This is a genomic window from Exiguobacterium acetylicum (genome assembly GCF_019890935.1).
Lineage (GTDB): Bacteria > Bacillota > Bacilli > Exiguobacteriales > Exiguobacteriaceae > Exiguobacterium_A > Exiguobacterium_A abrahamii.
Genome location: NZ_CP082333.1, coordinates 2,017,331 through 2,030,511, shown reverse-complemented (window position 1 = coordinate 2,030,511; position 13,181 = coordinate 2,017,331). Strand labels below are relative to the sequence as shown.

General features: G+C 46.9%; 13 protein-coding genes. All 13 read left to right on the top strand.

What is annotated here, in order from left to right; all coding sequences use genetic code 11:
- Positions 1–40: 40 nt before the first annotated feature.
- A complete protein-coding gene (gene topA / locus K7G97_RS10665; RefSeq protein WP_029342082.1) occupies positions 41–2,137 on the top strand; it encodes a type I DNA topoisomerase in 2,097 nt (698 codons plus the stop codon).
- 3 nt (positions 2,138–2,140) lie between these two features.
- Positions 2,141–3,445 carry an FADH(2)-oxidizing methylenetetrahydrofolate--tRNA-(uracil(54)-C(5))-methyltransferase TrmFO gene (trmFO, locus tag K7G97_RS10660; protein ID WP_023468729.1) on the top strand — a complete coding sequence of 435 codons (1,305 nt, stop codon included), beginning with the start codon at positions 2,141–2,143 and terminating at the stop codon, positions 3,443–3,445.
- A gap of 145 nt (positions 3,446–3,590) precedes the next feature.
- The gene (locus K7G97_RS10655; RefSeq protein ID WP_262415739.1) at positions 3,591–4,496 is read left to right on the top strand and encodes a tyrosine recombinase XerC; all 906 of its coding nucleotides are present in this window, start codon (positions 3,591–3,593) and stop codon (positions 4,494–4,496) included.
- Between the two features lie 14 nt (positions 4,497–4,510).
- Positions 4,511–5,062, top strand: coding sequence for an ATP-dependent protease subunit HslV (gene hslV / locus K7G97_RS10650; protein ID WP_023468727.1), 552 nt, complete (start codon positions 4,511–4,513; stop codon positions 5,060–5,062).
- Entirely contained in the window at positions 5,055–6,428 is a 1,374-nt protein-coding gene (gene hslU / locus K7G97_RS10645) for an ATP-dependent protease ATPase subunit HslU (RefSeq protein ID WP_023468726.1), read from the top strand. The genes hslV and hslU overlap by 8 nt, the downstream gene beginning before the upstream one ends.
- Before the next feature lie 16 nt (positions 6,429–6,444).
- Complete coding sequence (codY, locus tag K7G97_RS10640; protein ID WP_023468725.1) at positions 6,445–7,224, top strand: GTP-sensing pleiotropic transcriptional regulator CodY; 780 nt, start codon at positions 6,445–6,447, stop codon at positions 7,222–7,224.
- Positions 7,225–7,474: 250 nt separating this feature from the next.
- Entirely contained in the window at positions 7,475–7,837 is a 363-nt protein-coding gene (flgB, locus tag K7G97_RS10635) for a flagellar basal body rod protein FlgB (protein ID WP_058704849.1), read from the top strand.
- Between the two features lie 3 nt (positions 7,838–7,840).
- Positions 7,841–8,239 carry a flagellar basal body rod protein FlgC gene (gene flgC / locus K7G97_RS10630; RefSeq protein WP_029342078.1) on the top strand — a complete coding sequence of 133 codons (399 nt, stop codon included), beginning with the start codon at positions 7,841–7,843 and terminating at the stop codon, positions 8,237–8,239.
- A gap of 17 nt (positions 8,240–8,256) precedes the next feature.
- On the top strand, positions 8,257–8,544 hold the full coding sequence (fliE, locus tag K7G97_RS10625; RefSeq protein ID WP_029342077.1) for a flagellar hook-basal body complex protein FliE: 288 nt from the start codon (positions 8,257–8,259) through the stop codon (positions 8,542–8,544).
- 67 nt (positions 8,545–8,611) lie between these two features.
- Positions 8,612–10,141: a flagellar basal-body MS-ring/collar protein FliF gene (fliF, locus tag K7G97_RS10620; RefSeq protein WP_262415738.1), complete on the top strand. Its 1,530-nt coding sequence runs from the start codon at positions 8,612–8,614 to the stop codon at positions 10,139–10,141.
- 4 nt (positions 10,142–10,145) lie between these two features.
- Positions 10,146–11,153 carry a flagellar motor switch protein FliG gene (gene fliG / locus K7G97_RS10615; protein WP_223040554.1) on the top strand — a complete coding sequence of 336 codons (1,008 nt, stop codon included), beginning with the start codon at positions 10,146–10,148 and terminating at the stop codon, positions 11,151–11,153.
- Positions 11,137–11,874 carry a FliH/SctL family protein gene (locus K7G97_RS10610; RefSeq protein ID WP_223040553.1) on the top strand — a complete coding sequence of 246 codons (738 nt, stop codon included), beginning with the start codon at positions 11,137–11,139 and terminating at the stop codon, positions 11,872–11,874. The genes fliG and K7G97_RS10610 overlap by 17 nt, the downstream gene beginning before the upstream one ends.
- Complete coding sequence (gene fliI / locus K7G97_RS10605; protein WP_223040552.1) at positions 11,867–13,180, top strand: flagellar protein export ATPase FliI; 1,314 nt, start codon at positions 11,867–11,869, stop codon at positions 13,178–13,180. Before K7G97_RS10610 ends, fliI begins: the two co-directional genes overlap by 8 nt.
- The last annotated feature ends 1 nt before the right edge of the window (position 13,181 follow it).

Here is a 13,181-nt window from a genome sequence, read left to right as displayed (position 1 = left end):
GATTAAAATACGAGTACGCCTCTAATAGGGAGCGATTGCAATGGCAAAATATCTAGTAATCGTCGAGTCACCCGCTAAGGCAAAAACCATTAAACGTTATCTCGGATCCAACTATACCGTGAAAGCGTCGATGGGGCACGTCATTGACTTGCCGAAAAGCCAAATGGGAGTCGACGTCGAACATGACTATGAACCGAAATATATCACGATCCGTGGTAAAGGTCCGGTCTTAAAAGAACTCAAGACAGCTGCGAAAAAAGCACAAAAAATCTATCTCGCAGCCGACCCCGACCGTGAAGGGGAAGCGATCGCATGGCATTTAGCTAAAGCATTAGGCGTTGATGAATCAACGGAGTGCCGCGTCGTCTTCAATGAAATCACGAAAGATGCCATCAAGGATTCGTTCAAGCGACCACGCAAGCTCAACTATGATCTTGTCGATGCGCAGCAAGCCCGTCGTATCTTGGACCGCCTTGTTGGTTACAGCATGAGTCCGTTATTATGGAAGAAGATTAAAAAAGGGTTATCTGCGGGACGCGTTCAATCCGTTGCCGTCAAGATGATCATCGATCGTGAACAAGAAATCAATGCGTTCATGCCTGAAGAATACTGGACGATCAAACTCGAACTCGATGCAAACGGTGAAAAGCTCGAAGCGAACTTCTACGGAGTCGATGGCAAGAAGCGTGAACTTCATTCGCAAGAAGAAGTCGATCAAATCTTGAATCAACTCTCAGAAGACTTCACAGTTGATTCCGTCACGAAAAAAGAGCGGAAACGGAATCCAGCGTTACCGTTTACGACGAGTTCTTTGCAACAGGAAGCAGCACGTAAGCTGAACTTCCGAGCGAAGAAGACGATGATGATTGCGCAACAGCTATACGAAGGAATCGAAATTGGAAAAGAAGGTACAGTCGGTTTAATCACGTATATGCGTACCGATTCGACACGGACGTCAGATTCGGCGAACCTCGAAGCACACGGGTTCATTGAGCAGGCGTACGGAAAAGAATACATCGCAAGCGAGAAACGTAAAGAAAAGAAATCAGCGAACTCACAAGACGCACACGAAGCGGTTCGTCCGACTTCGACGATGCGCGAGCCGCAACTCGTCAAATCGTATTTATCGCGTGATCAGTTCCGCTTATATAAACTAATTTGGGAACGGTTCGTCGCAAGCCAGATGGCGCCAGCGATTCTCGATACTGTCAAGATCGATCTCGTCTCGAACGACGTCACGTTCCGTGCGAACGGGTCGACCGTTAAATTCCCGGGCTTCATGAAGGTCTACATCGAAGATACGGACGATGAGGCGGTTTCAGACGTCAAGGAAGGACTACTTCCTCCACTCGATGAAGGGGAAGAGTTGAAACAATCAGCAATCGAACCGAAACAACACTTCACACAACCACCGCCACGTTATACGGAAGCACGTCTCGTCCGGGCGATGGAAGAGCTCGGTATCGGTCGTCCGTCGACGTATGCGCCGACGCTCGATACGATTCAAAAACGGGGTTACGTGACGCTTGAAGAGAAGAAATTTTTACCAACGGAACTCGGTGAACTCGTCATCGATATGATCAGCGACTATTTCCAAGAGTTCATCACTGTCCAGTTCACGGCAGACATGGAAGCTTTACTCGATGCGATCGAAAAAGGTGACATGCAGTGGACAGAAGTCGTCGATCCAATCTATAAGTCCTTTGCAAAGCGTCTGACACGAGCAGAAGCAGAAATCGAGAAGATTGAAATCAAAGATGAACCGGCTGGAGAAGATTGTGAAGTCTGTGGTCATCCGATGGTCATCAAGATGGGGCGTTATGGCAAGTTCATGGCGTGCTCGAACTTCCCAGAGTGTCGTAACACGAAACCGATCCAAGTCGAGATCGGTGTGAAGTGTCCGACATGTGGAACGGGCGACATCGTCGAACGTCGTAGTAAAAAAGGACGTTTGTTCTACGGTTGTTCGAACTATCCGGAGTGTGAGTTCGTCTCATGGGATAAACCGGTCGAAGAACCATGTCCGGTATGTAGTAGTATGATGGTACAAAAGAAAATCAAGAACGGTGTGAAAGTAGAATGTACATCTTGTGGACATCATGAAACACGCATCGATCAGGAGCAAGAGGAGGAATGACCGTTGAAACGTGTAACGGTAATCGGCGCGGGACTTGCAGGTTCTGAAGCAGCATGGCAACTTGCAAAACGCGGCGTACAAGTAGATTTATATGAAATGCGGCCTGTCAAACAGACACCCGCGCACCATACAGACCAATTTGCTGAACTCGTCTGTTCGAACTCACTTCGAGCGAACCAGTTAACGAACGCAGTCGGTGTTTTAAAAGAAGAGATGCGTCAGCTCGATTCCTTGATCATGAAAGCAGCAGACCTAGCGAGCGTTCCAGCAGGTGGAGCACTTGCTGTCGATCGGCATGACTTCGCAGGATATGTGACGGAAACGTTGAAAAACCACCCGAACGTTACCGTCCATCATGAAGAAATCGAAGCGATTCCAGATGGTCCGACGATCGTCGCGACGGGTCCGTTGACGAGTGCGGCATTATCGGAATCACTTAAACAATTCACAGGTGAAGATTACCTATACTTCTTCGATGCAGCGGCACCGATTCTCGATGGAGACACGATCGATCGTGAGAAGGTTTACCTGAAATCACGATATGATAAAGGTGAAGCGGCCTACTTGAATTGTCCAATGACGGAAGAAGAATTCCAGCTCTTCTATGATGAGCTGATCAATGCGGAAGTCGTTCCACTGAAGGAATTTGAAAAAGAGATTTACTTCGAGGGCTGTATGCCATTTGAAGTTCTCGCTTCTCGCGGACCGAAAACACTCTTGTTCGGACCAATGAAGCCAGTCGGACTGGAAGATCCGAAAACAGGCAAACGACCATATGCTGTCGTTCAATTGCGTCAGGACAACTCAGCTGGAACATTGTTCAACCTTGTCGGCTTCCAGACACATTTGAAATGGGGCGAACAAAAGCGGATCATTCGCTTGATTCCTGGTCTTGAGAATGCAGAAATCGTCCGTTATGGTGTCATGCACCGTAACACGTTCGTCAACTCGCCGAATTTGTTAAAGCCAACGTATCAGACACGTACACGTGACGACTTGTTCTTTGCTGGTCAAATGACAGGTGTCGAAGGATACGTCGAGTCAGCAGCGTCCGGTTTGACGGCAGGAATCAATGCGGCACGTCTCGTCAATGAGGCGGAACCGGTAACGTTCCCGCAGGAAACGATGATGGGCGCGATGTCGCACTATATCACGACGACGGAAGGGAAGAACTTCCAGCCAATGAATGCCAACTTCGGATTGGTACCAGCACTCGTCGGTCATCCGGTTCGGATGAAAAAACCTGAGAAGTATGCGCTCTACGCAGAGCGAGCACTTGAAGCAATCAAAGATTTCACGGATATGTGATTTTTGATGGGGAGAAAGGCGTGATTTAGCGCTCTTTCTCCCCATTTCTTAATTTGTCATAAAAGCGTGATAATTTCGTTAATTTTTCGGTTTTTGGTCTATTGTCAGACTACTTGGTCTGTGCTATGCTAAGGGCGATTCGAGAATGAAATGGTCAGAAGGGGGCGCATTCATGGGGATAGACACTGCTTTTGAGCGACTGCTAGAAGATTTCATGCGGTATGTTCATATTGAACGTCAATTATCTCCGAATACAGGTCGCTCTTATGATCAAACACTTCGACAATACGCCGCTTTTTGCCGCGATCATCAGCTACGATCGATTGAATTGGCAAGTGCACGGCGTTATTTGTATGCTCTTTACGATCAGGAGCTGGCGCGGGCGACGATTGCACAAAAAGTTTCCTGCCTCAAACAATTTGGTCGTTTTTTGACACGTGACACCGATGAGCCTAATCCCTTCGATGGATTAAAAGCACCAAAACGACAACAAGGACTTCCGACATTCCTCGTCCCAACGGAATATGAACGTTTCCTCGATGCCTTTCGATCGAGTGATACGCTTGGTAACCGGAATGTGGCGTTAGTAGAACTTTTATATGCGACGGGTATGCGGGTCAGCGAGGTCGTTCAACTAGATCTTCGTGATCTCGCGACTGATCACTCCTACGTTCATGTGTATGGAAAAGGTGGGAAGGAACGCATCTCACCAATCGGAACCTTTGCTAAAGATGCATTAGAACTGTACTTACCATCACGAGATCCAATCGCAGGTCATGAGCAAGCGTTGTTCTTGTCTCATTCAGGGCGTCGATTGACGACGGATGCGATTCGGAAAATCATGAAAAAAGGGGAACAACTCGTTGGGAAACATGTGACACCACATGCGCTTCGTCATAGTTTCGCGACAGATTTACTGGAAAGAGGCGCCGATTTGCGAGCGGTCCAGGAGTTACTTGGACACGCATCTCTGTCGACGACTGGTCAGTATACACACGTAACGACGGAACGATTACGACATGTTTATCAACAAGCACATCCTCGTGCCTAAGGGAGGAAACATTGATGTTTCATGCAACGACGATTTTTGCGATTCAACATAACGGACAATCCGCGATGAGCGGAGACGGACAGGTGACTTTCGGAAACCAAGTCATCATGAAGAAAAGTGCGAAAAAAGTACGGCGCCTCTATGGTGGCAAAGTCATTGCCGGATTTGCTGGAAGTGTCGCGGATGCGTTCACACTCTTTGAAAAATTCGAAGCGAAGCTTGAAATGTATAACGGGAACTTACAACGGGCAGCAGTTGAGCTGGCGAAGGAATGGCGAGGCGATAAGATGTTGCGTCAACTAGAAGCACTCTTACTCGTCATGGATGGAACACATCTCTTACTTGTATCCGGAAACGGGGAAGTCATCGAACCGGATGACGGCATTCTCGCAATCGGTTCAGGTGGTAATTATGCGCTTGCAGCAGGTCGCGCGTTAGCTCGACATGCAAGTCATCTCACAGCAGAGGAGATCGCCCGCGCAGCTCTTGAGACGGCTGGTGAACTCTGTGTCTTTACGAACGATCAAATCATCCTAGAAACGATCGGAGGCAATGACCATGCATGAATTGACGCCAAGACAAATCGTCGAGAAGTTAAATGAACATGTCATCGGACAAGCGGATGCTAAACGTGCGGTGGCGATTGCTTTACGTAATCGGTACCGTCGACAATTACTCGATGCATCGATGCGGGATGAAGTCACACCGAAGAACATCCTGATGATCGGACCTACCGGGGTCGGAAAAACAGAGATTGCGCGACGTCTTGCGAAACTCGTCCGTGCGCCGTTCGTCAAAATCGAAGCGACGAAGTTCACGGAAGTAGGGTACGTCGGTCGTGATGTGGAGTCAATGGTGCGGGATCTTGTGGAAGCGTCTCTACGTCTTGTCAAAGATGAGAAAAAGGAAGCGCTCAAAGATCGAGCGGAAGCAGTGGCAAACGAACGAATCGTTGATGCGTTGTCTGGTAAAAAAGCGTCATCTGGTCTCGGTGGTGGAACGAATCCGTTTGAGATGTTGTTCGGCGGGAACCAGAAGCAACAAGAGCCGGATACATCGGAAGCGACAGCCGACCGTTCGTTACTTCGTCAGCAATTACTGACAGGGCAACTCGAGGATCGAATGATTGAGGTTGATGTCGAAGAACGTCAAGTGGATTTATTCTCTGGACAACAAGGTATGGAGGGGCTCGCGAATCTTCAGGATATGCTCGGACAAGTCATGCCGAAGAAAACGAAGAAGCGTCAGCTCACAGTCAAGGAGGCGCGTCCGATTTTGACAGCGGAAGAAGCGGAACGGTTGCTCGACTTGAACGAAGTCCATGACGAAGCGGTCCGTCGCGCAGAACAGATGGGTATCATCTTCGTCGATGAGATCGATAAGATTGCGACAAAAGGACATGATTCAGCTGGTGTTTCACGAGAGGGTGTTCAACGAGACATCTTACCAATCGTTGAAGGATCGACGATCGTTACTAAATATGGTCCAGTCAAGACGGATCACATCTTGTTCATCGCTGCGGGTGCATTCCATATGGCGAAACCATCTGATCTGATTCCTGAACTCCAAGGTCGTTTTCCGATCCGTGTCGAACTCGACAGTTTGACAGAAGATGACTTTGTTAAGATTTTAACTGAACCGAATCAAGCATTACTCAAACAATATAAAGCATTATTAGGGGCAGAGCACGTTCATGTCACCTTTACAGAAGAAGCCATTCGTGAAATCGCACGGATTGCTGCACAGGTAAACGATGAGACGGATAATATTGGAGCACGACGCTTGTATACGATCATGGAGCGCGTCCTTGAAGAATTATCCTTCGAAGCAGCAGACATGCCAGAGACGGATGTGACGATTACGCCACAATACGTGACGGAACGAGTTGGAAAAGTAGCAGATGATCGAGACTTAAGTCAGTTCATCTTATAAAGTGGAGGAAGAAAAAATGAATTTATTGGCGAAAACGCGGAAGCTGAATACGATGTTACAACAAGAAGCGAGCACACATGTTGATTTCAAGGTCATGGCTGATCGACTCAGCGAAGTCATGGAATCGAACACATTCATCGTAAGTCGGCGCGGTAAGTTACTAGGTATCGCAATCAAGCAACAAATCGAAAATGACCGGGTCCGTGGTTTCTTAGAAGAACGTCAATTCCCGGAAGATTATACGAAAAAACTATTTAACGTTACGGAAACGACGGCAAACATTGCCATCGATAGTGAACACACGGCATTCCCGGTCGACAACCGCGATACGTTCGAAACGTCGAAAACGACGATCGTGCCAATCATTGGTGGTGGCGAGCGCCTTGGTACGCTTGTCCTCGGTCGTATGGTCGAAGACTTTAACGAAGAAGACCTTGTACTTGCGGAGTACGGCGCAACAGTCGTCGGGATGGAGATTCTTCGTGAAAAGGCTCATGAGGCGGAAGATAAAGCACGCAAGAAAGCGGTCGTTCAGATGGCGATCAATTCATTGTCTTATTCGGAACTTGAAGCGATTGAGCATATCTTCGAAGAGCTGGAAGGAAATGAAGGACTACTCGTCGCTTCAAAGATTGCCGATCGCGTCGGTATCACGCGTTCCGTCATCGTCAACGCGCTTCGTAAACTCGAAAGTGCAGGCGTCATCGAGTCACGTTCACTCGGAATGAAGGGAACATACATCAAAATCTTAAACGACAACTTCCTTTATGAACTAGAGCGAATTAAATCGAACTAAAAAAAGGAAAATGCTGCTAATACAGAGAAGACCTAGTTAAGCACTAGGTCTTTTTTGTTTGACTAGGTATTATTTATCATTTTTATAAGAAAAGGGAATAAAAAACAGAATATTAACATCTCATTACCCTCTTGTTCAAAAAACTTCTTTTCAAACATTGACCTATTTGTTTCAATTATTTCAGATATGTTACTAACGACTTACTTTTTTCATGAATTTAAATATAGTTGCCACGAGTGGAGGAAAGAAGATGAATTGGTTAGGATCTGACTATAACGTAATGACACAAGCCGTCAATCGAACGGTCATGGCACAGGAAGTCATCGCTAAAAACATCGCGAATGTCGATACGCCTGGGTATAAAGCAAAGCGTGTCACGTTTGGAGATGTTCTCGATTCAGAGATGAAAATGAGTTTAAAGCGACATGCAACAATCGGAACTTCTGGCAGCATCGTTGATCGACCAAATACGATGCGTAACGATGGAAACGGTGTCGATATCGATCTTGAGATGTCTGAATTATCACGCAACCAAATTGAGTATGAGGCGTTGGTCGAACAGCTGAATCGTAAATTCTCAGGTATTCAGTCTGTCATCCGAGGAGGAAAGTAATCGATGAGTATGTTCAACGGATTCCATACGTCTGCATCTGGGTTGACTGCCCAGCGTTTGCGGCTTGATACGGTCTCAGCAAACATCGCGAATGCTCAAACGACACGAGGTGAACTCGTTAATGGACAGTGGCAACCGTACGCGAGAAAACTCGCTGTGTTGAAAGAGACTGCCAATGGTGTCACGGTCAGTGAATTGAAGAAAGATCCAGAACCATTCAAATTAGAATATAATCCGACGCATCCAGATGCGGATGAGCTCGGGTACGTCAAGATGCCTAATGTCGATATCTTAAAAGAAATGGTCGACATGATGGGCGCGACACGCTCTTACGAAGCGAATGTAACGGCCTTGAACGCGACAAAAGCGATGCTCGTCAAAGCGATGGAGATCGGTAAATAAGTAGAGGAGATGACGGGATGGCAATTCAACCAATTCAAAACATGCAGATGGTACTACCCACGCAGACGGTCGCTAAGACGACACCAAGTGATTTTAGTGAGGTGCTCAGCGAGGCGATGAACGGACTGAATGCAACGCAACACGCCTCATCTCAAGCGCGCGTCGACCTCGCGACAGGAAAGACGACGGATCTACATAACATCATGATTAAAACAGAAGAGGCATCGCTTTCTATGCAACTCGCCCTTGAAGTCCGCAACAAAGGCATCGAAGCATACCAAGAAATGATGCGTATGCAACTGTGACTGTTAAGGAAAGCGTGGGAGATGTTGAATGAACGAACGAATAAAAGCTCGATTAGGAGCTATGAATATGACATGGAAAGAATGGTCACTTGCGAAGAAGGCGACGATTTTAGGAATCATCGTCGTCGTTTTAGCGGCGTTGATTGTCGCCATCATCTGGTTATCTAAACCAACGATGACGCCTCTTTATTCAAAGTTATCCCCTCAAGAAGCAGGGCAAGTGACAGAAAAGCTAAATGAAGATGGAATCGCATCGGAAGTCGTCACTGAAGCGAATGGTGTGACGATTCTTGTTCCAGAAGCAAATGTCGAAAACTTAAAAGTCGAATTAGCGACGGCTGGTATACCGAAATCCGGTCAAATCGATTATTCCTTCTTTAGTGAAAATGCTGGATTCGGAACTACGGATAAAGAGATGAATATTCTTGAACGCGATACGATGCAGACGGAACTTGAAAACTTGATCACACAAGTTAACGGGATTGAGTCAGCAAAAGTCATGATCACTCTCCCTGAGAAGAGTGTTTTTCTATCTGATGAAAAGGAATCTTCAACGGTTTCTGTCGTCTTGACTTCTAGCGCAGGGAGTAATCTTAACAATCAAACGGTTCAAGGGCTGTATCATTTGATTGCAAAGAGTATTCCGAACCTTAAAGAAGAAAACATTACGATCATGGATCAGTATTTCACGTATTACGAGCCGGGCTCTGCTACGCAAACAGCGGGTGGAACCGATCCGATGGCGCTGAAGAAAACGACGGAAAACGATTTACGCAAGCAGATTCAGCAGATGCTGTCTGTCGTTCTTGGTCCACAAAAAGCACTCGTATCCGTTACGGCAGATGTCGATGTGACGAAACGTCAGGAAGAACAAAAGCTTGTTGAGCCAGTAGATCCCGATAAAATCGAAGGGATCGTCACGTCAGCTGAAAAAGTAGCAGAAGCGTACACAGGCTCTGCAAATGCTGGTACAGCAGGTACCGGACAAAATGAAACGACGAATTTCCCAGCGGGTACTGGAACAACGGGTGATACGAGTGAAAAAACACACGATATCATCAACTATGAAGTCAATCGAATCACGAAACAAATCACAGGAGCTCCTTACGAAATTCGTGATTTAGGAATTCAAATCATCGTCGAGCCACCAAAAGGTCAGAATCAAATCGATCCACAACTACAAACGGACTTACAGACGATGATGTACTCAATCATCCGGACATCATTAACGAAGACAGATGCGAAAGCAACACTGACGGATGCAGAGCTAGCCAATAAGGTCGTTGTCATGTCTCGACCATTTGCGGAAACGACGACAGCGACGAAAACGACGACGGCAACACCAATGTGGGTATGGTTCGCACTTGGTGGAGCAGCAATCCTCGTCATTGGAGCAGTCATCCTCCTCATGCGTCGACGGAGAGCGAATGAAATCGAAGAACTCGAGGAATGGACACCGATTGAGACGGAAATTCCGGAACTATCAACAGAAGATACGAGCGATGGTGCAGTTAAACGGAAACAGCTTGAAAAACTCGCTGCGTCCAATCCAGATGAGTTTGCGAAATTATTACGTACTTGGTTAGCGGAGGATTGATGAGATGAAGAAGCTGGAAATGAACAGTCGTGAAAAGGCAGCGGTTCTCATGATTTCGTTAGGTCCTGAAGTCGCGGCCAGTGTATATAAACATTTATCGGAAGAAGAGATGGAATGGTTAACCCTACAAATCTCGAGCATGAAACGTATTGATCCAGAAGATAAGTTAGTCGTCCTTGATGAGTTCCATGAATTAGCGATGGCGCAAAACTATATTACTCAAGGTGGAATTGGGTTTGCTAAATCGGTTCTTGAGAAAGCGCTTGGTGAAGAAAAGGCGATGGAACTCATCTATCGCCTGACGTCGACGTTACAAGTCCGACCGTTTGAGTTTGCACGAAAGGCAGACCCAAAACAGCTATTGAACTTCATTCAAAATGAACATCCGCAAACAATTGCACTTGTTCTTGCTCATCTTGATCCTGCTAAATCAGGACAGATTCTCTCGGAGCTACCGGCAGAAGCACAATCCGATGTAGCACGGCGGATTGCGACGATGGACAGAATGAACCCGGAGATCATTAGCGAAGTAGAGCAAATTCTCGAACGGAATCTGTCACAAGCAGGCATGCAAGATTTTGCACAGTCTGGCGGTATCGAAGCAGTCGTTCAAGTATTGAACGGGGTAGACCGGACGACGGAACGAACGATTCTCGATACGCTCGAGATTCAGGATCCAGAACTCGCAGAAGAAATCAAAAAACGGATGTTCGTCTTCGAAGATATCGTCACGCTCGATGCACGGGCGATTCAGCGTATCATCCGCGAAGTATCGAACGAAGATTTACTGTTGGCACTCAAAGTTTCGTCAGACGACGTCAAGGATATGGTCTACCGCAACATGTCACAACGGATGGTCGAATCGTTCAAAGAGGATATGGAATTCATGGGTCCTGTTCGTCTCCGAGACGTCGAAGAAGCACAAAGTCGAATCGTCGGAATCATCCGCCGCTTAGAAGACATGGGTGAGATCGTCGTGGCTCGTGGTGGAGGAGATGATATTGTTGTCTAACGTCATCAAAAGACAAGCTGTGATTGAACGACAGGAACGAACACTCGTGCAAGTCCGAACTGCTCAGGAAGAACCGGCAATCGTTCCAGATACGTTCTATGAAGAGCGGATGGCAGAAGGTCACGCTGAACTAGAACGTCTTCGCCAGGCGATGGTTTTAGAGTTTGAACATCGTCAGCGTGAGTTTGAACACGAACGTCTTCAGGCATTAGAAGAAGCACGTCAACGAGGATATGAAGAAGGATACCAAGCTGGATTTGAAACAGGACGTACGGAAGGACAAGCAACGTTCGAAGAGCAAATCGCAACGACGAATACGTTTATTGCACGAATCGAAGAGCAAAATCAAGAGCGATTGATGCGATTGGAACATGAGTTGTGCGTTCTTGGACTCCAGGTGACGCATCAGTTTCTAGAGCAGTTACATGATGAAGAAGAAGAGGCATTATACCAATTATTACATCAGTTGATCATTCAGTTCCGAGATCGTGAAAAGATCATTATCTACGCTTCACCAGTGGACTTTGAACGAGTCGTTCTGCTTGAAGAGCAGCTCCAAGGTGTTTTAGGTGCTAACGCAACGATTCAATTACGATTTGATCCAGCGCTAAAAGCACGCGATTATCGGATCGACTCGGAGAACGGAGCGATCACAGGTGGTTTGACAAGTGGCTTTGAAGCCCTACAAACCAAAATAAAAGAGGCTTTACATCATGTTTAACGTAAATGCGATTCAAGCCGCCGTGCGAGAAATTCGTCCGGAAGAACTCGTTCAGCATTCCGGAAAGGTCGTACAAGTGATTGGATTGATGATTGAATCACGCGGACCAACGGCTGTCGCAATCGGCGAGCGTTGTTTGATCCAAATTCAACAACGGCAGACGATTGAAGCGGAAGTCGTCGGTTTTAGAGAGGGTCACGTCCTACTCATGCCGTACGGTGAGACGACATCGATTGCTCCAGGCTCGATTGTTCTTGCAACAGGAAAACCACTCCATGTTCCTGTAGGCGATGAACTGATTGGTAAGGTGCTTGATGGTCTAGGGAGACCGCTTGACGGAGAGTCATTAGAAAATTTCCGTACGACATCAATTGTTCGCAAACCACCAAGTCCGTTAGAGCGTCCTCGTATCAGTGATGTTCTCTCGACGGGCATTCGTGCCATCGATGGGCTACTAACGGTCGGTCAAGGACAACGTGTTGGTTTGTTTGCAGGATCTGGTGTTGGGAAGTCGACATTACTCGGTATGATTGCAAAACGATCGACAGCAGACATCAACGTCATCGCCTTGATTGGTGAACGCGGACGTGAAGTGAAGGAATTCGTAGAGGCTGAGCTTGGCGAAGAGGGGATGAAACGCTCCATCTTAGTCGTAGCGACGAGTGATCAACCGCCACTTGTTCGTTTAAAAGGAGCCTATACGGCAACAGCCATCGCTGAATACTTTCGAGATCAAGGAAAGAATGTGGTCTTGATGATGGATTCCGTCACACGGTTTGCGATGGCACAGCGAGAAATCGGTCTTGCGACAGGCGAACCACCTGCGTCAAAAGGATATACGCCAAGCGTATTTGCTCTTCTTCCTCAATTGCTTGAACGTAGCGGGAAGACACAAGACGGCTCGATCACGGCTTTTTATACCGTACTCGTCGATGGAGACGATATGAATGAACCGATTGCTGATGCTGTACGAGGAATCTTAGATGGTCATTTCGTTCTTGATCGTAATCTTGCGAACAAAGGACAGTTTCCAGCGATTCATGTCTTACGATCCATCAGTCGTGTCATGAATCAAATCACGACTGCTGAACAAAAGACAGCTGCCGTAGCATTTCGACAGCTGTTATCGACGTATCTTGATTCGGAAGACTTAATCAATATCGGCGCCTACAAAAAAGGGACGAATCCGGAAATTGATCGTGCCGTCGATAAATATCCGGAGCTGATCCGTTTCTTAAAACAACAAATCCATGAAGACAGTGACTTCGAGAAAGCTTGTCAGCAGCTCATGACAACGATTCAGTAAG

Excerpts from the sequence above, each read along its gene's own strand:
- topA (WP_029342082.1), top strand. The coding sequence starts at position 41 with ATGGCAAAATATCTAGTAATCGTCGAGTCACCCGCTAAGGCAAAAACC.
- K7G97_RS10655 (WP_262415739.1), top strand. The coding sequence starts at position 3,591 with ATGAAATGGTCAGAAGGGGGCGCATTCATGGGGATAGACACTGCTTTT.
- hslV (WP_023468727.1), top strand. The coding sequence starts at position 4,511 with ATGTTTCATGCAACGACGATTTTTGCGATTCAACATAACGGACAATCC.
- hslU (WP_023468726.1), top strand. The coding sequence starts at position 5,055 with ATGCATGAATTGACGCCAAGACAAATCGTCGAGAAGTTAAATGAACAT.
- codY (WP_023468725.1), top strand. The coding sequence starts at position 6,445 with ATGAATTTATTGGCGAAAACGCGGAAGCTGAATACGATGTTACAACAA.
- flgB (WP_058704849.1), top strand. The coding sequence starts at position 7,475 with ATGAATTGGTTAGGATCTGACTATAACGTAATGACACAAGCCGTCAAT.
- flgC (WP_029342078.1), top strand. The coding sequence starts at position 7,841 with ATGAGTATGTTCAACGGATTCCATACGTCTGCATCTGGGTTGACTGCC.
- fliE (WP_029342077.1), top strand. The coding sequence starts at position 8,257 with ATGGCAATTCAACCAATTCAAAACATGCAGATGGTACTACCCACGCAG.
- fliF (WP_262415738.1), top strand. The coding sequence starts at position 8,612 with ATGACATGGAAAGAATGGTCACTTGCGAAGAAGGCGACGATTTTAGGA.
- fliG (WP_223040554.1), top strand. The coding sequence starts at position 10,146 with ATGAAGAAGCTGGAAATGAACAGTCGTGAAAAGGCAGCGGTTCTCATG.
- K7G97_RS10610 (WP_223040553.1), top strand. The coding sequence starts at position 11,137 with ATGATATTGTTGTCTAACGTCATCAAAAGACAAGCTGTGATTGAACGA.
- fliI (WP_223040552.1), top strand. The coding sequence starts at position 11,867 with ATGTTTAACGTAAATGCGATTCAAGCCGCCGTGCGAGAAATTCGTCCG.